16 protein-coding genes and 1 tRNA gene are annotated in these 19191 nt (G+C 66.8%); 8 read left to right on the plus strand and 9 right to left on the minus strand.

Going from position 1 to position 19191, the window contains the following annotated elements:
• Positions 1 to 100: 100 nt before the first annotated feature.
• The gene (locus tag NSE01_RS06735) at positions 101 to 1426 is read left to right on the plus strand and encodes a M20/M25/M40 family metallo-hydrolase (RefSeq protein ID WP_147158870.1); all 1326 of its coding nucleotides are present in this window, start codon (positions 101 to 103) and stop codon (positions 1424 to 1426) included.
• Positions 1423 to 1611 (plus strand): DUF1289 domain-containing protein, encoded by a 189-nt coding sequence (locus NSE01_RS06740; protein WP_147158871.1) that lies wholly within the window; start codon positions 1423 to 1425, stop codon positions 1609 to 1611. The genes NSE01_RS06735 and NSE01_RS06740 overlap by 4 nt, the downstream gene beginning before the upstream one ends.
• On the opposite strand, the gene NSE01_RS06745 is transcribed toward NSE01_RS06740, so the two are convergent.
• Positions 1584 to 2969, minus strand: coding sequence for an alginate export family protein (locus NSE01_RS06745; RefSeq protein WP_246135066.1), 1386 nt, complete (start codon positions 2967 to 2969; stop codon positions 1584 to 1586). The genes NSE01_RS06740 and NSE01_RS06745 overlap by 28 nt on opposite strands.
• Positions 2970 to 3348: 379 nt before the next feature.
• On the opposite strand from NSE01_RS06745, the gene NSE01_RS06750 reads away from it, so the two are divergent.
• The gene (locus tag NSE01_RS06750; protein WP_147158873.1) at positions 3349 to 3924 is read left to right on the plus strand and encodes a TMEM165/GDT1 family protein; all 576 of its coding nucleotides are present in this window, start codon (positions 3349 to 3351) and stop codon (positions 3922 to 3924) included.
• Here the strand turns inward: NSE01_RS06750 and NSE01_RS06755 are convergent.
• Both NSE01_RS06755 and NSE01_RS06760 read right to left on the minus strand, forming a co-directional pair.
• Entirely contained in the window at positions 3921 to 4421 is a 501-nt protein-coding gene (locus tag NSE01_RS06755) for an MmcB family DNA repair protein (protein ID WP_147158874.1), read from the minus strand. The genes NSE01_RS06750 and NSE01_RS06755 overlap by 4 nt on opposite strands.
• A 48-nt stretch (positions 4422 to 4469) precedes the next feature.
• Positions 4470 to 4787, minus strand: a complete 318-nt coding sequence (locus tag NSE01_RS06760) for a hypothetical protein (protein WP_246135067.1) — start codon at positions 4785 to 4787, stop codon at positions 4470 to 4472.
• A gap of 155 nt (positions 4788 to 4942) precedes the next feature.
• On the opposite strand from NSE01_RS06760, the gene NSE01_RS06765 reads away from it, so the two are divergent.
• Positions 4943 to 5019 (plus strand) — tRNA-Arg (locus NSE01_RS06765).
• 30 nt (positions 5020 to 5049) lie between these two features.
• On the opposite strand, the gene NSE01_RS06770 is transcribed toward NSE01_RS06765, so the two are convergent.
• Both NSE01_RS06770 and NSE01_RS06775 read right to left on the minus strand, forming a co-directional pair.
• Positions 5050 to 5610 carry a VOC family protein gene (locus tag NSE01_RS06770; protein ID WP_147158875.1) on the minus strand — a complete coding sequence of 187 codons (561 nt, stop codon included), beginning with the start codon at positions 5608 to 5610 and terminating at the stop codon, positions 5050 to 5052.
• 103 nt (positions 5611 to 5713) lie between these two features.
• Positions 5714 to 7207 (minus strand): phosphomannomutase, encoded by a 1494-nt coding sequence (locus NSE01_RS06775; protein ID WP_218033251.1) that lies wholly within the window; start codon positions 7205 to 7207, stop codon positions 5714 to 5716.
• A gap of 140 nt (positions 7208 to 7347) precedes the next feature.
• On the opposite strand from NSE01_RS06775, the gene NSE01_RS06780 reads away from it, so the two are divergent.
• On the plus strand, positions 7348 to 8394 hold the full coding sequence (locus NSE01_RS06780) for a cyclic nucleotide-binding domain-containing protein (RefSeq protein ID WP_147158876.1): 1047 nt from the start codon (positions 7348 to 7350) through the stop codon (positions 8392 to 8394).
• Positions 8379 to 9293 (plus strand): class II glutamine amidotransferase, encoded by a 915-nt coding sequence (locus tag NSE01_RS06785; protein ID WP_147158877.1) that lies wholly within the window; start codon positions 8379 to 8381, stop codon positions 9291 to 9293. The genes NSE01_RS06780 and NSE01_RS06785 overlap by 16 nt, the downstream gene beginning before the upstream one ends.
• Here NSE01_RS06785 and NSE01_RS06790 read toward each other — a convergent pair.
• From NSE01_RS06790 to NSE01_RS06805, 4 genes are all read right to left on the minus strand, one after another.
• Positions 9290 to 9826: a GNAT family N-acetyltransferase gene (locus NSE01_RS06790; protein ID WP_246135068.1), complete on the minus strand. Its 537-nt coding sequence runs from the start codon at positions 9824 to 9826 to the stop codon at positions 9290 to 9292. The genes NSE01_RS06785 and NSE01_RS06790 overlap by 4 nt on opposite strands.
• A 1-nt stretch (position 9827) precedes the next feature.
• Positions 9828 to 11552, minus strand: a complete 1725-nt coding sequence (gene ggt, locus NSE01_RS06795) for a gamma-glutamyltransferase (protein WP_147158879.1) — start codon at positions 11550 to 11552, stop codon at positions 9828 to 9830.
• Between the two features lie 106 nt (positions 11553 to 11658).
• Positions 11659 to 14331, minus strand: coding sequence for a TonB-dependent receptor plug domain-containing protein (locus NSE01_RS06800; protein WP_246135069.1), 2673 nt, complete (start codon positions 14329 to 14331; stop codon positions 11659 to 11661).
• 207 nt (positions 14332 to 14538) lie between these two features.
• The gene (locus NSE01_RS06805) at positions 14539 to 15945 is read right to left on the minus strand and encodes an HlyD family type I secretion periplasmic adaptor subunit (RefSeq protein WP_147158880.1); all 1407 of its coding nucleotides are present in this window, start codon (positions 15943 to 15945) and stop codon (positions 14539 to 14541) included.
• 157 nt (positions 15946 to 16102) lie between these two features.
• Here NSE01_RS06805 and NSE01_RS06810 point away from each other — a divergent pair, with 157 nt between their 5' ends.
• Positions 16103 to 18349, plus strand: a complete 2247-nt coding sequence (locus tag NSE01_RS06810) for an ATP-binding cassette domain-containing protein (protein WP_147158881.1) — start codon at positions 16103 to 16105, stop codon at positions 18347 to 18349.
• Positions 18350 to 18441: 92 nt separating this feature from the next.
• Positions 18442 to 19170, plus strand: a complete 729-nt coding sequence (locus tag NSE01_RS06815) for a hypothetical protein (RefSeq protein ID WP_147158882.1) — start codon at positions 18442 to 18444, stop codon at positions 19168 to 19170.
• Positions 19171 to 19191 lie beyond the last annotated feature (21 nt).

The following is a 19191-nucleotide window of genomic DNA, read 5'->3' on the forward strand; positions in this document are numbered from 1 at the left end:
GCTGGAGCTGCGCATATATGCAATTGCGTGTGAAAGCAAGGAAATTACGCGCCAAGGTGCAGGCTTCCCAAATGCGGGCCTGTGGTTCTATCACCGACGGATGCAAAACCGACTTGCCTCAGCGCTCCTCGCCGCTTCGCTCCTGCTCCCCGTCAGCGCGTTTGCAGCGCCCGTTCTGACGGCCCCGGAAAAGCGCATGGTGGCCACTGTCGAGGCCAACGAGGAGCGCGATCTTGCGCTGCTTGAACGCCTCGTCAACCAGAACTCGGGCTCGCGCAATATCGCCGGCGTGAAGGCCGTGGCGGACATGGTTCGCCCTGAATTCGAGGCGCTGGGCTTCACCGTGAAGTGGTTGCCGATGGAGCAGACCGGGCGCGCCGGTCACCTCGTCGCGACCCACACGGGGAAGCCCCAGGCCAAACGCCTGCTGCTGATCGGCCACCTCGATACGGTGTTCGAAGCGGATTCGCCGTTTCAGACCTTCACTCGCAAGGGCCAGTTCGCCAGCGGCCCGGGCGTGGCTGACGACAAGGGCGGCGTGGTCGCCATGCTTGCCGCGCTGCGCGCCATGGCAGCCGCGGGCACGCTGAAGCAGGCCAACGTCGTCGCCTACCTCACCGGTGACGAAGAAGACGCCGGCGATCCGCAGTCCGCTGCGCGCGCCGATCTGATCGCGGAAGGCAGGAAGGCAGACATCGCTCTCGATTTCGAGGGCCTCGCCCGCGATGTGGGGCCGGATGGCAAGCTCATCGACATGGGCTCGATCGCCCGCCGCTCGGCCTACAGCTGGACGATCGAGGTTGCCGCGAAATCCGGCCATTCCAGCGGCGTGTTCGGCGCCGATGGCGATGGGGCGATCTATGCTCTTTCGCGCATGCTTGCGGCGATCCGCGCCGAAGTGCCCGAGCCCAATCTCACGCTGAACGTCGGCATGATCGCGGGCGGGGCAGAGGCCGTGCTCGCTGCCGATCAGGCCCACGTGAGCGCCACCGGCAAGACCAATATCATCCCCGCCAAGGCCATCGCGCGCGGTGACTTGCGCACGCTTTCGCCGGAACAGAACACCCGCGCGCAGGAGAAGATGGCCGCCATCGTCGCGCGCGCCTTCCCGGGCGCCGCGGGGAAGATCGTGTTCGAGGACGGCTATCCGCCGATGGCTCCCACCGATGCAAACCGCGCGCTGCTCGCCCGGCTCAATGAGGTGAACGCCGCGCTCGGCCTGCCCGCGATGCCCCCGCTCGATCCGCTCAAGCGCGGCGCGGGCGATATCAGTTTCGTCGCGGCGGATGTGCCCGGCCTCGTCGGCCTCGGGCCAGCGAGCAAGGGCGATCACACGCCGGATGAAACGGTCGACCTCGCCAGCCTCAACCTGCAGGCCAAGCGCGCCGCACTGCTGATGAGCCGGCTGGCTGCTGAAAAGCGATGAGCAGCGAACCGGCAAGCCCCTGCACCGGCACCTGCACGCTCGATCCGCTTACCCGCCTGTGCCGCGGCTGCGCGCGCACGATCGAGGAAATCATGGCCTGGCCCACGGCCACGGCGGCTCAGAAGCACGTCATCCTAGGCCGCCTCGAGCAGCAGAGTCAGAGCGTCAGCGTCAGGTCGAAATAGCCGTAGACGCTGTTGCCGCTGGCCGGGGCATTGGGCGCATCGCGCAGGAAGCCCTGCTTGAACAGCACCGCACCACCAGTTTCCGCCTGCAGGATATCCGGCACCAGCCAGCGCCGCAGCCGCGCCTCGGCCTGATGCCCTGCGAAGCGCCCTGAGGCACCCTTGGCATCGCGCACTCCTGTGGTGGCAAAGGCATCGCGCGGGTTTTCAAGCCACATCGCGCGGTAGGAAACCATCACGTCGGTGCGCTTGTCGGGCACTGCTTCCAGCCGCAGGCCGGGGGAAATGATATTGGCCCGCTGCAGGGCGCCATAAAGCGCGGTCGGCCCGAAATCGAAGCGCCGCGCGCCATAGAGCGTGTCAAACCGCCCATAGTGCCCGGCCCGGCCGCTGTCGCCGCTTGCCGCATCGAACAGCGCCGCCACGCGCGGCTTCCAGCCGCCCTTGATGGTGTATCCGGCCTCCGCGTGGAGGAACCATGCCGAAACATCGAGGTCGGTCACATCGGCCGCACCCGCGCTGCGCCGCGCGGTGCCAAACTGATATGCGCCTTCTGCATCGTGGTCCCACTTGCCCGCCCCCGGCCGTGCGAAGGCCCGCGCGCCCAGCGTCCACAAGCGGCGGTTGCGCGTTGGGCGGTTGTCACCGTCTTGCTCGGCAAGGCGGTAGCCGTATGTCTCGAGCACGCCGCCCAGCACATGCGGCAGCGTGGCATGCGCTCCGAAGAACTGGACGCGCGTGGTCTCGAGATCGAACTTGACCGCATTGTCCCTCAGGCTCGCCAGATCGTCCGGCCGGCGGATCTGCGGCATCGTCCAGAATGCCTGCAGCCGCGTGCCGCCATGGGTCGTCCATTCCAGATCGGCGCCGGTAAAGCCGTTGGTGGTCTGGCGGTAGCGGTTGCGCGCGACGAGGCGCCGCGAGCCGATATCCATGGTCTGGCGGCCGAGCGTCAGCAGGCCATGCCCGCCCTTCGCGCCCTTGCGCCAATCGCCCAGCTCGATCTTGGCATAGGCCTGCACCAGCTCGACCGTGTTGACCTCGGACGTCGTGATGGTGGAGGCCGGCCCCTCGCCATAGGCGCGCGCATCCCACAGTTCGCCGCCGAAGCGCACCGGGCCCGCATCGTATTCCACAGCCAGCGTCGTGCGCAGCGAGAACATCGCGTCGGCAGCGGCGGGGCTTGGGCGGAACTGCCCGTCGATCCCCTCTACCCGCGCCCGTACGGTTGCACTGATCGAAAGATCATCGGGCGCGCCAAGCGCCTCGGCCAGCGGTCCCGGCTTGGCCAGGGCTGGGGAGGCAAAGGGCAGCAAGGCGCAGGCCGCGCTGAGGGCAAAGGTCGCTCTTCGGGTCAAAAGTCGCTTCCACTGATCAGGATGCACCACCTCCCGCTGCCGGGTCGGATCACTGCTGCTATGCATTGCTGAATACAGCATTTGCGCAGGACGTCCAGTCATGTCAGGGGCAATGCGCCTTGCACAGTGGTCCGATGCAGACTAGAGGCCGCGCCGTCACTTGGGGAGTAGCCGCTGTGCGCGCCCGCGCGCAGCCCCCTGCCGGACTTGTCCGGCGCGTCAACATGCTTGGCCGAGAGGCCATGGCGCAGGCGGCAGGTCAGGAACGCACCCGTTCCGCCTGCCGGGCGAGACCAATGGCACCTGTTCTCCCCGTCCGGCCGGGCGGGGGAGATCGGTGCCGTTGTCTCGATTGTTCGCCCGGCCCCGGAACACGTCGATGCTCGAAGCCCTGTTTACCTCAACCGCGATCGTCGCCCTTGCCGAGATCGGCGACAAGACCCAGCTCCTCGCCATCGTGCTTGCCGCGCGCTTCAAACGTCCTTTGCCGATCATCGCGGGCATTCTCGTCGCGACCCTCGCCAATCACTTCCTCGCCGCGCTGGCGGGGTCGCTCGCGGCTGGCTGGTTCGATGGCCCCGCCTTCCGCTATGCCGTCGCCGTCGGCTTCCTCGCCATGGCGGCCTGGACCCTGGTGCCGGACAAGTTCGATGATGACGAAGCCCCTGCCGTCTCGCGCGGCGGCGCCTTCTTCACGACGCTTGTCGCCTTCTTCCTCGTCGAAATGGGCGACAAGACGCAGGTCGCCACCATCGCACTCGGCGCGCGTTTCCATGATGCGGTCTCGGTGACCATGGGCACCACGCTCGGCATGATGCTGGCGAACGTCCCGGCTGTCCTGCTCGGCGGTGAAATCGTGAAGCGCGTCCCGCTCGGCGTGGTGCGCGCCATCGCGGCCTTGTTTTTTGCAGTGCTTGGCCTCGTCCTGCTGCTCGCGACCGCCGGGGTGCTTTAAGCCTCTTCGCCCCACCCGGCGCACTGCGGATCGCCCGCCACCACCAGCCGCCGCAGCGCCGCGCGCGCGAGTCGCTCGGTTTCGGCCTTGCGGCGCGCCGGCGCGAGCGGCCGGCTGGGGGCAGGGCGCAGGATTTCCGCGTCATAGCCATCGGCCACGATCACCCCGCACAGGTCTGGCCGGAAGGCGGGCGTTTCAAGGCAGGCGCGGTCGAGATGCGGGGCAAGGCCCCAGTAGAACCGGTCGCAATATTCAAGGTAATCCGGCCATTTCGCATCGCCGAGCAGGTCGGCCCGCGCGACCTTGATCTCCACGATCACGATCCGGCCCTTGCCGTCGATGCCCATCAGGTCTGCCCGCCGGCCTGAACGCAGCGGCATTTCGGGCAGGCACCAGATGCCGCTGCGCGCAAACAGCCGCCCGATCCCGCGCGCGACCGCCAGTGCTTCCCGCTCGGCAGGTGCGGGCGCAGCAGCAGGGAGGGCCGAATCGAACATGGCCACAGTTTAAGAACAAAAATGGAACAATGGAAGCGCGATTGGCGCCTAGCGCTCGATCCCGAGCGACGGGATCAGCGCGAGCAGCCCCGCGCGCGCCGTCTGGAATTCCTGCCACAGCGCCAGCGCTGCGGCGCCTGCCGGCGTTCCGCTGCCATGCAAGGCCAGCAGCGCGGCAAGGCCGGGCTCGAGAATCGCAGCAAGATCGTCAACGCCCTGCTCGGCCAGCCGATGGCGCCAGCCGCCGGTATCGCGCATGATTGCCGGGAAGTTGCGGATCTCGGGCGAGCGATACTCGGGCGCAATTCCGGCCAGTTCACCGATCGCTTTCGCCGCTTCGTGCACCGCTGCCCATTTCACCGCCATCCGGCTCGCCGCAGGACGAACGCCCGCGCGATTCGCGTCGTGGGAGGGGGGACGAGAAGCCATCCCCGCGAGTATAGCCCAGCGCCGCCTACCAAATCGCTAAGCGACAAACCTCTGGCAAGCGGCGCGCGGCGCTGCTAGGCGGATGCTCCCACGCACCCGTAGCTCAGCTGGATAGAGCGCTGCCCTCCGAAGGCAGAGGCCACAGGTTCGAATCCTGTCGGGTGCACCATCTCTTTTCCAGCAATTCAGCCAAGCTGCATCACTTCGGCAGAAGTGGCGCGCGCTGATAGGTCGTGATCGCGCCGCTTTCGATGGTTACGGGGGAATGCGCGTCACGCGCCTCGTGCGCGCGCTTCCATACGCCGAAAATGCCCATGATGTGGGGCGGATCGCCGTGGATTTCGGTGAACCCGCCGTTCAGCGCGCGCGTGTCGAAATAGGCAGCGTTCACCTGATCGGCGTAGAGTTCGGTCGCAAGGGCATAGCCCATATCGAGCCAGCGCTGCCGCTCGGCAGCGAAGTCCGAGACGAGATAGGCCACATGGTGGAAGCCTTCCTCGCCGGCCTTGTACATGTCGCGGTAGATCGACGGTTTGTCGTCATGCTGCTCGATGAACTGGATCATCGTATCGCCGAGATAGCCGAAGGCGTAGGAGACATCGGCCTCGACCGCCGTGCCGCGATAGGTGAATTCGTCGCAGCGGTGGTGGCGCGCCATGAAGAACGGCCCCGCGCCGAAGGCCTTCGCCCATTTCTCCGCCGCCGCATCGATGCTCTGCACATAATAGGCCTGCTGGAACAGCGGGTAGGACCGGATCATGCGGGTCTCTCCTTCAAACCGGAAGCCTCGACGCTTTTGCAGCGTGCGGAAATCTTGCCGGTTGAGCGGAACCGAGTCACTTAGCGTTTGTCGTAAGGGGCGCCTATTCCCCGGCAATGCCGAGCGCCGCCTTCACGCTTCCCAGCGCATCGCGGTTGAGCGCCGCAGCGCGGTCCTCGCTGTCAGCTTCGGTATAGCAGCGCAGCTCGGGGGCGTTGCCCGATCCGCGCAAGTGGATGATCTCGCCGGTGCTGAAGGTGGCCCGCACCCCGTCGGTCGCGTCGATCAGGGCCGCCTCGCCCGCGAAGGCGCCGAACAGCCGGGTCTGCAGCGCCAGCTGCTCCTCGCGCGATCCTGCCTGCAACATGGTGAAGAGCCGCTGGCCGAGCGTTGGCGGAAATTCCTTCAGTCGGTCGCTGAAGGTGAAGCGCTGCGGCAGACTGGCCAACTGTTCGGAAACGCTGCCACCGGGCGCTGTCAGCACCAGCAGGATCGGCAGCACCGCGTCGCGCGTCTCCAGCGCGGCCGTTGTCGTGCCGTTGGCGCCAGTGATATCCGAACCGAGCAGGAAGCCGCCGTTCGCCTCGTATCCGCACACCACGTCGGACGGTGCGGCTTGTTCCTCGCGCATCGCGGCGATCACATAGGGTGAGCCGATCCGAGTGCGGCGGCAGCGGGGGAAGCGGCCCGAAAGCTCGAGCGCGGTATTGCTGCTCACCGGCGTCACGACCTTCGTCGCCCCCACGCGCGCTGCCGAAAGAATGCCAAGCACGTCGCCGCGCAGCCATGTTCCGTGCTCGTCAGCCAGCAAGGGACGATCGGAATCGCCATCGGTGGAAACGATCGCATCGAATGTTCCGCTGCTTGCCCAATCGCGCGCGAGCACCACATCCTCGTCGCGGATCGCTTCGGTATCGACCGGGATGAAGCTGTCCGAACGCCCGAGCAGCGCGATCTCCGCGCCGAGTTCGCGCACGATCCGGGCGAGGAGATCGCGGCCAACCGCCGAATGCTGGTAGATTCCGATGCGCTTGCCGCTGAGCGAACCCGCGCCGAAATGATCGATGTAGCGCTGGACATAGGCGGCCTCGACATCGGTGACCGGGGGCAGCGTTTCCGCCTCCGCCAGCATGCCGGCTGCCGTAAACGTGCCGTCCGGCGAGGTGACCGGCTGGGCGGCCATGCCCGCCTCGTCCGTCTTCAGCACCTCGCCGGAGGGGCGGTAGAACTTGATGCCGTTGCGGTCCGCAGGAATATGGCTGCCCGTCACCATCAGGCTGGGGATGCCCTCGGCAAAGCTGAACAGCGCCAGCGCCGGTGTCGGCACATAGCCGCAGAACACGGGCACGCCGCCCTGATCGCGCACCGCCCGCGCGCAGGCGGCGAGAATCCGCGGTGAGCTTGGGCGCAGATCTCCGGCCAGCGCGACCCGCCCACCGGCCGCGAATTCACCCAGCCCGGCAAGGTAGGAAAGGAAGCCCCGCGTATAGCCGTAGCAGACCCGGTCCGTCATCGCGGCGACGGTGCCGCGGGCGCCGCTCGTGCCGAAAGCGACACCGCTTTCGGCCATGAGGTCCTTCACCGTGATCTGCGCCATGCGAGTTTCTCGATCCCATTCCGTGCGCGACGCTCTTCGCGCGGCCTGCGGCAAGGTTCAAGGCCGAACGCATCCGATCCGCCGCCGCACCGGACCAACCGGCCCTTCCGACACCACCGTGCTTGCGCAGAAAGGCAGGAATGGTAGGTTTGTTCCAGCGGAGCAGCATGGTGGAGAGCGTGATGCGGCTGCAGCAGGCTGGCGCGCCAGTCGTGATCGGCCGCTCATTGGCGCTCGATCCGGCGGCGATGGACGAACTTTCTCGCGCGGGAGATCCCTTCGCCCTCGAAAAAGGTGATCTGCTGTTTCGGCAGGGCGGGCCCGCCGATGCCGCCTATCTGCTCACCGAGGGCGCGCTGCAGGTCGCGACGCGCATTCCCGGCGATGAACTGACGGCGATCAGCACGGTCATGCCCGGCGATGTGGTCGGGGAATTCGCCCTGCTTGATGATCGGCCCCGCTCGGCAAGCGTCCGCGCGGTCGAGCCCAGCGCTGGCCTGCGCATTCCGCGCGTCCGCATCCAGGCGCTGGTGGCCGATGGCTGGCCGCCCGCTCTTGCACTCTTCGCGGCGGTCTGCCGGCTCATGGCCGGCCGCATCCGCCAGGGCGTGGAGCGCATTGCCGATGCTGCGGATTTCGAACCCAGCGCGCTGCGCAGGTTCGGGGCAGGCCCTCCGCCGGGCGCGGTGGAGGCAGGCGACCTTGCCGCCTTGATTGCGGGGGTGCCGCGTCTTGCCGAATGGACGGCGCACGCTGGCGGGATCGCCGGCATCGCCGCGTGGCAGCACGTTGCCAAAGGCGGCGCGGTGCTCGTTCCGGGCGCAGCACCCGGCGCCATCCGGGTGGTGCTGCGCGGCGCCTTGCGCGCTGGAATCATGCGGGAAGGCGGGATCGAGCCGATCGCCATCCACGGCCCCGGCGAAATTGCCGGGCTGATTGCCGCGCTCGATGGGGCAGGCGAGCCGCTGGCCATCGAAGCGGCCGAGGAAACGCTCATGCTCGCCATCCCTGCCGCGCGATTGGCAGCGCTCGCCACCGATCCGGCCCCGCTGGCCCGCGCCCTGATGGCCGTCATCGGGCGGCAACTCGTGCTCGAACACGTTCGCGCCAATCGCCACCTCGGGCGCATCACCGCGCTCGAACGCTTCAACGCCGCCGGGGAGGCCAGCGCATGTGCCGCATCCTGAGCTACCTTGGCGAGCCGGTGCTACTCGACCATCTGCTGTATGCCCCCGATTCCTCGCTGCTCAACCAGACGATAAGCGCGCAGATGCTGGCCATGCTCAACCTCGCAGGCTTCGGGATGACCGCATGGGATCCCTCGAGCCACGAACCCGCAGCACCGTTCCGCTATCGCACGACGCAGGTTGCGCTGTTCGATCGCAATCTCAAGGCGCTCGCCAGCAAGCTCAGGGTGGCGGGGCTCCTCGCTCACATCCGCGGGGTGCCGTACAATTCCAGCGTGCAAATCAACGAGCAGAACGTGCACCCGTTCCGCTTCGAAGGAGTGCCGCTGGCCATGGCCCACAATGGCGATCTCGCCGGCTTCCGCGAGATGCGGTTTGAGCTGGCCAGCCATGTAAAGCCTGAATTCGCGCACCAGATCCAGGGGTCAACCGACAGCGAATGGATCTATGCACTCACGGTCTCGGCGCTGGAAGATCCCTACCGGGTGAACGAGCCCGAGGCGATCCTCGCGGCGATCCGCCATGCGCTCGCCCTGATCCGCGCCGCGCGAGAACGGCATGGCGTGACGCGCAGTTCCTCGGCCAACCTTATCTTCTGCGACGGGGTGAACCTCATCGCCGCGCGTTTTACCTTCGATTTTGGCCGGTTCGCGGCGGGGGCGCTGCAGGGCAGCACCAACTTCCTCAGCATGTGGTACACCTTCGGGCGCGATTACGGCCTGCACGATGACGAATGGAAACTGGTCGGCGGCGCGCAGGCGGCAGACAGCGTGATCGTCGCGTCCGAACCGCTCACCCGCGACTTCGCAACGTGGATCGAGGTACCCGAATACGCCGCGCTGGTGGTGCGCTCGGAGGGCACGCGCCGCCGGGTCGAAACCCACGCGCTCGAAGTCTAGAGCGGCTTGCCCATGCGGATGATGGGAACCACGACACCCTCGCGCGAGGTTGCCTCTACCGCTTCGATCTCCGTGTAACCGCACACCTCGTAGAGCGGCCTCCCGGCGAGCGTTGCCATCAGCTCCACCTTGTGAAAGCCGGCCGCGCGCGCGGCATCTTCGCACAGCGCCATGATCCGCTTGCCGATGCCGCGCCGGGCGTGGGCGGGATCGACATACATCGCTCGGATCTTGGCGGCATCCTTGGCCGGATCGAGCGGCAGCGGCTCGCGCGCGACGATGCTGTCGTCGCCGCCGAACAGCGTCGCCCGCCAGCTCCAACCCCCGCAACCGACCAGCGCGCCTTGATCCAGAATCATGAAGTAGGTGCGGTCCTTCACCAGCTGGGTGTCGAGCCCCATGATCTGGTGGCTGGCGGTCACCTGCTCCGGCGTGAGGAAGCCGCGCTGCAACTCTTCGATCGCGCGCGTCATCAGCGCGCGCAGGCGCGGTAGGTCTGCCTCCGTGGCCAGTGCGTGCGCGAACTCGCCCAACTCAGTACCCGGCGACGCTGCCCACCGGCAGGCGCGGATCGATCGCGCCATAGAGCCGGTCATGGCCTACGGGGGGCTTGCCCAGCGCAGGCCCACCGACGAGGATCGCGGCGATCTGGTTCCAGTAGTCCATCGCCGCCAGCTTGTGCCCCTTGGCCTCCAGCGCGGCGCGGGTTTCAGCGCTCAGCGCGTTGGGTTCCATGAAGATCACGTCGGGCAGCCACTGCGCATGAATGCGCGAGGCATCGGTCGCTTCGGTGATCGTCATGCCGTGGTCGATCGCGTTGAGCATGACCTGCAGCACCCCGGTCGGGATATGGCTGCCGCCGGGGGTGCCGACCACCATTGCCAGCTTGCCGTCCTTGGTCACGATCGTCGGCGTCATCGAGGAAAGCGGCCGCTTGCCCGGCGCGATGGCGTTGTTGGTGCCCTCGACAAGGCCGTACATGTTGGGCTCGCCGGGCTTGGACGAGAAATCGTCCATCTCGTCGTTGAGCAGGATGCCGGTGCCGTCTGCCGTCACCCGCGCGCCGAACCAGTCGTTGAGCGTGTAGGTGAGCGAGACGGCGTTGCCCGCCGCGTCGACGATCGAGAAATGCGTGGTGCTGGCGCCTTCGTGGCCCGTGCCCGGCACGCCGAGCGAGACGGACGGTGTGGCCTTGTCCGCGCTGATTCCGGTGCGCAGGCTGGCCGCATAATCGGGCGAGATCAGCTTTGCGACATCGGCCTTCACGAAGCCCGGATCGCCAAGGCTCACGTTGCGATCATGGAACGAGTGGCGCAGCGCTTCGGTGAGGTAGTGGATGTTCTGCGCCGAATGCCAGCCGAGTTCGCCCATCGGATAGGCGGAGAGGATGTTCAGCGTCTCGCACACCACCACGCCGCCCGAGCTCGGCGGCGGGGCGGAGATGATGTGATAGCCGCGGTAGTCGCATTCGAGCGGCGCGCGCTCGATGGCGCGATAGGCGGCAAAGTCGGCCTTGGTGAGGATGCCGCCATGCGCCTTGCTCGAGGCTGCGATCTTCTCGGCGATCTCGCCCTTGTAGAACGCGTCGGCGCCCTTGTCGGCGATCAGCTGGAGCATGCGGCCAAGATCGGCCTGCACGAAGCGGTGGCCCTTTTCCCAGGGCTTGCCGCCATCAAGGAAGATCGCCGCGCTGGCCGGGTCCTTGGCGAAATCCTCGGCCCCTTCGGCAAGAAACGTGGCATCGCCCTGATCCATCACGAAGCCATCGCGCGCGAGGCTGATGGCGGAGGCCATCAGGCGGGCGCGGGGCAGCGTGCCGAACTTCTCGCGCGCCAGTTCGAGGCCTGCGACAGTGCCCGGCACGCCGACCGCCTTGTGCCCGCGCGTCGAAAGCAGCGGGATCACCTTGCCGGCCTTGTCCTGATACATCGTCGGCGTCGCGGCGTCCGGCGCGGTCTCGCGGAAGTCGATGAAGCTGGTGCGGCCATCGGCAAAGCGAACCGTCATGAACCCGCCGCCGCCGATGTTGCCGGCCTCGGGGAACGTCACCGCCAGCGCATAGGCGACCGCGATCGCGGCATCGACGGCATTGCCGCCTTCCTTCAGCACCTCGACCCCGGCATCGCTTGCGAGCCGGTGCGCGGATACGACCATGCCGTGCTCGGCGCCCACCGGCACTTGCGATGCGGCCTGCAGGCTGGTGCTCGATACGAGGGAAAGCGCCGCAAGCGCGGCAATGGCTGTCGTACGCAAGGTCATGGGTGGTTTTTCCTCTCGGCCTTCCTCTGCCTCTGCAGCGCCCAAAAGAAAAGGGCGGGGAAGCCGAAACTTCCCCGCCCGATCCGTTTGGCCAAACCGGCCTATATCAATATTTGACGCGAGCCCGGACGTACCAGAAGCCGCCGTTGAAGCCGAACGGACCGCCGTTACGCGGATAGATCTGGCCGTCGCCGGTGCTGTTGGTCAGCGTGTAGATCGGATTCGAGGTCGAAGCCTTGATCCGGTCGGGCTTGGTGTTGAAGATGTTGTTGCCACCCACGGTCAGCGTGAAGTTGTCCATGAAGGTGTAGCTCACGTCCATGTCGGCCGTGACCTTGGCACCGAATTCCTGACCCGGATAGTCGGTGTCCGCGCGCCACTTGCCGAAGTAACGACCCGCAGCACCGATCGAGAAGTTGCCCAGCGTCCAGTTGCCCTGGAGGTTGAGGCGGTGCTTCGGCGCAAGGTTTTCGGCGTCGATGATCTGCGACGGGCCAATGGCGGCCGGATCGAACTTCGTCACCTTGTTCTTGTTGTAGTTGTAGGCCAGCGTCAGGTTCAGCTTGCCGCCAGCGAGATCCGTCCGGTAGCTGCCCACCACGTCGACGCCGCGGGTGCGGATGTCGAGCGAGTTGGTGAAGTACTGGACATTGCCGCCTACGCCAACCGAGGCGAGCTCGGGCAGCGCGGCGATGTCGGACGCGCCGACAACGAACGACTTCGAGATGAAGATGCGATCGGTGACCTTGATCTGGTAGGCGTCAACCGTCAGCGTCAGCGCGCTGGTCGGCTGGAACACGAAGCCGAAGCCGAAGTTGTTCGACTTTTCAGGCTTGAGCGCCTTCGAGCCGAAGTACTTCGCGACGTCGCTGGTCACCGGGAACGTGCCGACCTGCACCGAGTTACCGGCGAGGAAGTTGGTCGTCAGCACCGCGGTGTTGTTCTGGCCCGGGGTCGGGGCGTGGAAGCCCGAACCAACGGTGGCACGCAGCGCGAACTCGTCAGTCACGTGGTAGATGCCGTTGAACTTGTAAACGAAACGGCCACCGAACGAATCGTAGTGTTCGTAGCGACCGGCGGCACCGAGCGTGAGCTGCTTGGTGATGTCCGCTTCGGCGCCCACGTAGAAGCCGTAGCTCTTCTGGCGGCTGGTGCCTGCATACTTGGGCGAGGTGCCGCCGTAGCCGCTTGCCGCCGGATCGTAGGACGCGGTCTGCTCGATCTCCCCTTCGCCAACGATCGACGGGGCGTACACGCCCGGCGCGGTCTGGACATAGAGGTTATGCGCGATCGCGTAGGGGCCTGCACCGTAGGACTGGAAGTCGCCTTCGGTCGAGGTGTAGGTCTCGCGGCGGTATTCCGCGCCGCCCGAGAACGTGATCGGGCTGGCGAGGCCAGCGTCGACTGCGTAAGTCAGGTCGAGGTTGGCGTCGAATTCCTTCTGGATCAGCTTGCCGAACTCGAAGCTCGTCTGCGAATCCTTGCCGAACGACGGGCTGATCGAGTTGTACATCGACAGGTCGAGCGAGTTGCGGCTCAGCGAGGCCGAGATGTCCCAGGTGAACGAGCTGTCGGTCTTGCCCTTCCAGCCCACGGTACCATAGGCCTCGTCGGTCCTGCCGACGAAGATCGGCGTGAAGCCGCCCGGGTAGATCGAGGTCAGGTTGAAGACGTTGCCGTCCTTGACGTAGCCGCCAGCGGGGCAGGTCGGGTTACCAGCCGGGCACGGCGTGTTGTAGTAGGGAACCTGGAAGAAGTTGCGGCCACCGATGGTGCCGGTCTTCAGCTGGCCCGTGCCATCGTCGTATTCGAAGCTGCTCGAGCCCTGATACGATGAGCGGAAGTTGAAGCTCTGCTCGGCCTTGCTGTGCGCGAAGTTGCCGAAGCCGTAGACCTTGCTGTTGTCGGTCACGTCGTAGGCAGCGTTGACGACGGCCTTCCAGCCTTCGCTCGGCGAGTTGCCCCAGATCTGCGCGGGCAGCGGGTAGAACGGCAGCTTGTCGGCCAGATTCGGGTTTTCCGCGGCGAAGCGCGCGGCGATCGGGCGGGTCACACCGCGGCTGGTGCGGCCGTCGTTGTTGTATTCTGCCGAAACGTTGATGAAGCCGCGGTCCGACTTGAGGCCGGCGTTGCCTGCGATCTGGTAGCTGCGGCCGTCACCGGCATAGAACTGGCCGTAGCGACCGACGAGCTCGAAGCCGCCGTTGTCGCGCAAGCCGTAGTTCAGCACGCCCGCGATGGCGTCCGAACCGTACTGAGCGGTCGCGCCGTCGCGCAGCACTTCGAGGCCCTTGATCGCGATCGCGGGGATCGCCGAGATGTCGGGGCCCTGCGAACCGAACGAAAGGCCGGTGTCACCACCGTTGTAGACCTGCACGAGGGCCGAGCGGTTGTAGCGCTTGCCGTTGAGCATGACGAGCAGCTGGTCGCCCGGAAGGCCGCGCAGCGAAGGCGCGCGCACGAAGGTCGAGGCGTCCGAGATCGAGTTCTGGCCGACGAAGAACGACGGCACGAGGTTGCGGACCGAGTCCAGCAAGTTCGCGGTCGGCTGCGTCGTCAGGTCGGCAGCGCTGATCACGTCGATCGGCGAGGCCGAGTCAGCGACAGTGCGGTCGGTACGGCGGGTGCCGATGACCACGATGCTTTGCGCGGCGGCGGCGTCATCGGCCGGCGCGGCGGTTTCCTGCGCGAACGCCGCCTGCGGCGCAGCGACGCTACCAAAGGCAGCGGCCGAGGCCAGCAGTGCGCCACGCAGGGCGAGATTGGAGAACTTACGCACGATAGGGTACCCCCCTGAATTGAGCAGCCGGGCGCAATTCCCCCCCAGCTGCCTGCGGTTGCAGTGAGCCGGGGATATTCTCTCGATTGAAAGTGTAAACAGCTTTGCAGGGCATTCGGGGTGCTGCACGTGCGAAACCGGCTGCTGTGTGACATTTTTGCTATTGTCGGTGCGACACTGCCACAGACATTTTTGCTAGGATTTTCATCACTCTCGCAGGGCTTCCTGCGAGATGCGGATGAGCGGGCCGAGCACATAGTTGAGGATCGTCTGGCGGCCCGATCGGATCGCCACTTCGCCCGTCATGCCCGGGATCACCGGCATGCCTGCGCCAAAGCTGGCGCGGCCCGCATCGAGCCGCACGCGGTAGTAAAGCCCGCCGCGCGGGTCTTGTATCGCATCGGGTGAGACGTCGACCACTTTGGCCTCGAGCGAACCGTAGACGGTGGAATCGTAGGCCGAGATCTTGATCCGCGCGGGCAGGCTCGGCCAGATATTGCTGCGGTCCTTGGGCGCGATACGCGCCTCGATGATGACCTGGCTGGCGGCGGGGACGATCTCCGCCACCGGCTCGCCGCCGCGGATCACGCCGCCTGCGGTGCGCACGTTAAGCCGATTGATGACACCATCAACCGGCGCGCGGATTTCCTCACGCGCGACGCGGTCCTGCACTGCGCCGAACTGCTCGTCGGCCTTGGCGAGCTCGAGCCTGAGCTGCGCCGCCTGCGCGCGCATCTGCTCCATGTCGCTCGCCCAGATCTCCCCGCGCCGCGCGGCGGATTCGCCAAGGCCTGCGGAGGATTGCGGGATCTGGTTGGCCACGTCGGCAATGCGGGTGCGCAGCGAAAGGATGGCGGCGCGCTTGTCGAGCACGTCGCGCTCGGAAACCGCATCTTCGGCATAGGCCCGCTCAAGCTTGGAGAACTGCTCCAGCGCCAGCCGTTCTTCATTCCGCAGATTGGCAAGCCGTGCCTGCAGCGAACCGACCTCGGCCGATTTCGCCCGCGCCTGTTCGTTGATTACGCCCACCTGGCTCATCCGCTGCGCCCGGCGCGAGGCGAACAGGCCGGCCTCGCTTGCGGCGATGTCAGGGGCCTGCGCCGCAAGCTCGGCGGGGGGCACAAAGCTGCCCGCGCCGGTAATCTCGGCATCCAGCCGCGCGAGCACGATCCGCTTGGCGACCAGATCGGTGCGAGCGCTTTCGATGGCCGCCCCGGTCGAGGCATTGCTGATGCGCATCAGCACTTGTCCCTTGCGCACGCGCTGGCCTTCCTGAACGAGGATTTCCTTCACGATCCCGCCTTCAAGATGCTGGACGAGCTGGTTTTGGGTGGACGGCAGCACCCGGCCTGCGCCGCGCGTCACCTTGTCCACGGTGAACAGCGCCATCCACAGCACCACGAGGCCAAACGTGATCGCCAGCGCCTTCAGCAACCGCGAAGCCCCGGCAAAACCGATCCGCGCGCTCCACGGCAGCACCGCGCCGATCGGCTGGCTGATGAGCGCGAGCTTGCCGCCGAGCACCGCATCCGCTTCACCGGGGCGCAAGTCGTCGAACAGGCTCGCGCCGCCGAGCGAGGTAATCACGGACTGGCGAAGGCGCGCGAAGCGCATGGCAGAACCTCGGTCATAGAGAGAGTGTTGCCGGGGATTTACCAATCATTATCCTTGTTTCGGCTTGCCGCAGACCTACGCGCAGTCCCCTAGGCCCCGCTTCAGGCGGCGTTTTCCATAAACTGGCACTCCCGGCCCTGAAAGCAGGGTAACCGCCATGATCGAACCACCGTCCGCCCCGCCTGATGCGCACCGCTCAGGCCTCTTCGGCAGGATCTTCCGCAAGCCGTCGGCCCCGCCATCCGGCGTTCAGGGCCAGCCCATGGTCACGCCCCTGCCGATGCTCGCCGCACTCGAAGCGCTGGCGGCGGCGCGGGGGATTGAACGCAGTCAGGCCGCGCTCGGTGCAGCACTGCCGATGGCGCAGGAAGCCCTTGCCGCAAAGCTTGCGCCCCTCGCGCTCGCGCGGATCGGGATCGAGGCGCACTGGCGCCCGATTGGCCAGCACGCGCCGGAATCAGCGGATCTCCCGCTCGTGATGACCATGGCCAGCGGCGGCGCGGTGCTCGTCACCGGCCACGCCAGCGATCATGTCACCCTGCTGGATGCATCCGGTCAGCAGTCGGTGCCGTTTGCCGCCCTGCGCCCGCTGCTTTCCGGCGAGGCGCTGCACAGCGGTCCGGTCGATCCGGTGAACGGCGCCAGCGATGCGCATGAACGCGAACTTATCCGCCGCAACCCGGCGATGTGGCTGCTCGGCGCCTATCTCGCCGAGCGCCGGCCGCTGGGGCAGATGCTGCTGGCGAGCGCCCTGCTCAACCTCTGTGCGCTCGCCATCCCGCTCTACATGCGCGCGATCTACGACCGGGTTGTCCCCAATCTGGCGATCGAGAGCCTGTGGGCCCTGTCCATCGGCGTCATGCTGGTGCTGGTGTTCGAACTGCTGCTCAAGAAGATCAAGGCGCGCTTCGTTGAGGCGGTGGCGACCCGCGTGGGGCAGGCGGTGCAGCACCGCGCCGTCGTTGCCGTGCTGCGCGCCCGCGCGCCAACACTGGGCATGGGTTTCGGCGCCATGCTGACCGGCCTGCGCGATCTCGAAGCGCTTTCGCTGCTGGTGCCAAACGCCATCGCCACGCTCTGCGTCGATCTCCCCTTCGTCGTCCTGATGTTCACGCTGATTGCCGCAATTGGCGGGTTCACCGTGATCGGACCCGCGGCCGGTGCCTTGGGCCTCATTCTGTTCGGCATGGTCAGCAATTATGCGCTCAAGCTCGCCAGCCGCCGCGCGTCAAAGCTTGTGCAGGCCCGCAGCGACCTCACCGCCGAACTCACCAGCGGTTGGACCACGATCAAGGCCAACCATGCCGAGGGGCTGTTCGAAGGGCGCTGGGACGTGATTTCGGACCATCTTGCCATCGGCAACAAGCAGGTGCGGCACTGGTCTGAACTGCCGGCCTCGGCCTCCGGGCTGCTGGTCCAGCTGGTGACGGTCATGGTCGTCGTGATCGGCGTGCTCCAGATCAAGGCGGGCCTGATGACCACCGGCGCACTGATCGCCGTCGTGCTTCTGACGGGCCGCGCGATGGTGCCCGTGGCGGCCACGGTCAGCATGTTCGCGCGCGCCTACCAGAGCCTCGCGCAGTTTCAGGCGCTGGCCGGGCTGCTCCAGACCGAACCGGAGCGCGATGTGTCCGATCCCGCCGTGAGCCTTGCCCCGATGCGCGGCGCAGTGGCGGTTGCGGGCCTTGCGCACACGTTCGGCGGCAGCGGTTCGCCCAGCCTTACGGGCCTCACCTTCACCATCCGCGAAGGCGAACGCGTCGCGCTCATCGGCAAGTCGGGCTCGGGCAAGTCGACCCTGCTCCAGCTGCTCGCCGGGCTGATCCCCGCGCAGGAAGGGCTGATTACGCTCGATGGGCACGCGCTCGATCGGTTTGCCATCCCGCAGCTGCGCCGGAACGTGATCTACAGCGCGCAGGATGCGATGATCTTCGAGGGCACGGTTTGGCACAACATCCTGCTCGGCATGCCGGAACCCGAAGCTGCGGTGGTGGAGCGGGCGATCCGCTGCTCGGGGCTCGACGGCTTCGTGGCGCGGACCGCCGAAGGCTACATGCGGCAGGTCGGCCCGCGCGGCTCCGCGCTTTCGGGCGGGCAGCGCCAGGCCCTGCTGCTGGCGCGTGCGCTGGTGCGCGATCCCCGGGTCCTGTTGCTCGATGAACCCACCGCCTCGCTCGATGTTGCGAGCGAACAGGGCGTCATCGCCGGGCTGGCAGAAGCGGCGCGCGGCAAGACACTGATCGTCGCCACTCACCGCCTTGCCCTGCTCGAGATCGTCGACCGGGTGATCTGGCTGGAGGAAGGCCGCATCGTGGCAGACCGCCCCAAGGCCGAAGTGCTCGCCCAGCTTGGCGGCCAGAATGCGCAGGCCAATGGTAAACGGGCCCCTAGGGAAGCAGCCTGAGCAGCCTCGCCCGGACCCCTTAAACACAGTGCCTTATGGCCGGTTAAGCATGGCGCCGCGCCGTTTCGCGTCGCCACCTACAGGAGCGCGACGTGGCAGGGGCATCCGCCGACGGCGAAGTCAATCACTGGCCGGCTTTCGTGGACGTGCTCACCACCGTCATCATGGTGGTCACCTTCCTGCTCGTCATCATGAGTGCGGCGGTGATGCAGCTCTCGCAGCGCGTGATCGCCAATTTCAAGCAGCAGATGATCCATCAGGCTGAGCAGCAGCACAAGGCCGGCAAGGATGGCAGGCCCATCGCCTGCGCGCCCGGCGCCGCTCCGGTGCTTTTCCCGCGCGATGCCGATGCGGGCACTTCCGTTGCCGAACTCGGCGCCGTGCTGCGTTCCCCCTCCATGACCGACGGGGCCGAGCGCCTTTCCATCCGTACGCGCGAAACGCCCGATACGCTGAAGCTGCAGGTCAAGGCGCAGGAGCAGCCGGATGATGCCAGGGGCGTCGAGGTCAAGACCGCCGACACGCTGCTCAAGATCGCCTTCGCGCCCAATGCCGCGACTTATGACGAGGCCAATTCCGCGCGCGTCATCAGCTTCATCAAGGGCAAGGCGCGGCCCGGCACGAAGTACGAGATCTGGTCGTTCGCGCCGCAGACCCGCTCGGTCTCCGAAGCGCAGCGCATTGCGTTCTACCGCGCCGCGATGACCCGAAACCTGCTGCTGCGCGCCGGGCTCGCACCGACTGACCTCACCACCCAGATCCGCGTCACCGATGCGGCTGCGCCCGATGGGCACATGGTGCGCGTGGTGATCAAGCCGTGAACGCCGCCGCCCCCCATTCCA

Origin of the sequence: Novosphingobium sediminis, from assembly GCF_007991615.1 — a bacterium.
Lineage (GTDB): Bacteria > Pseudomonadota > Alphaproteobacteria > Sphingomonadales > Sphingomonadaceae > Novosphingobium > Novosphingobium sediminis.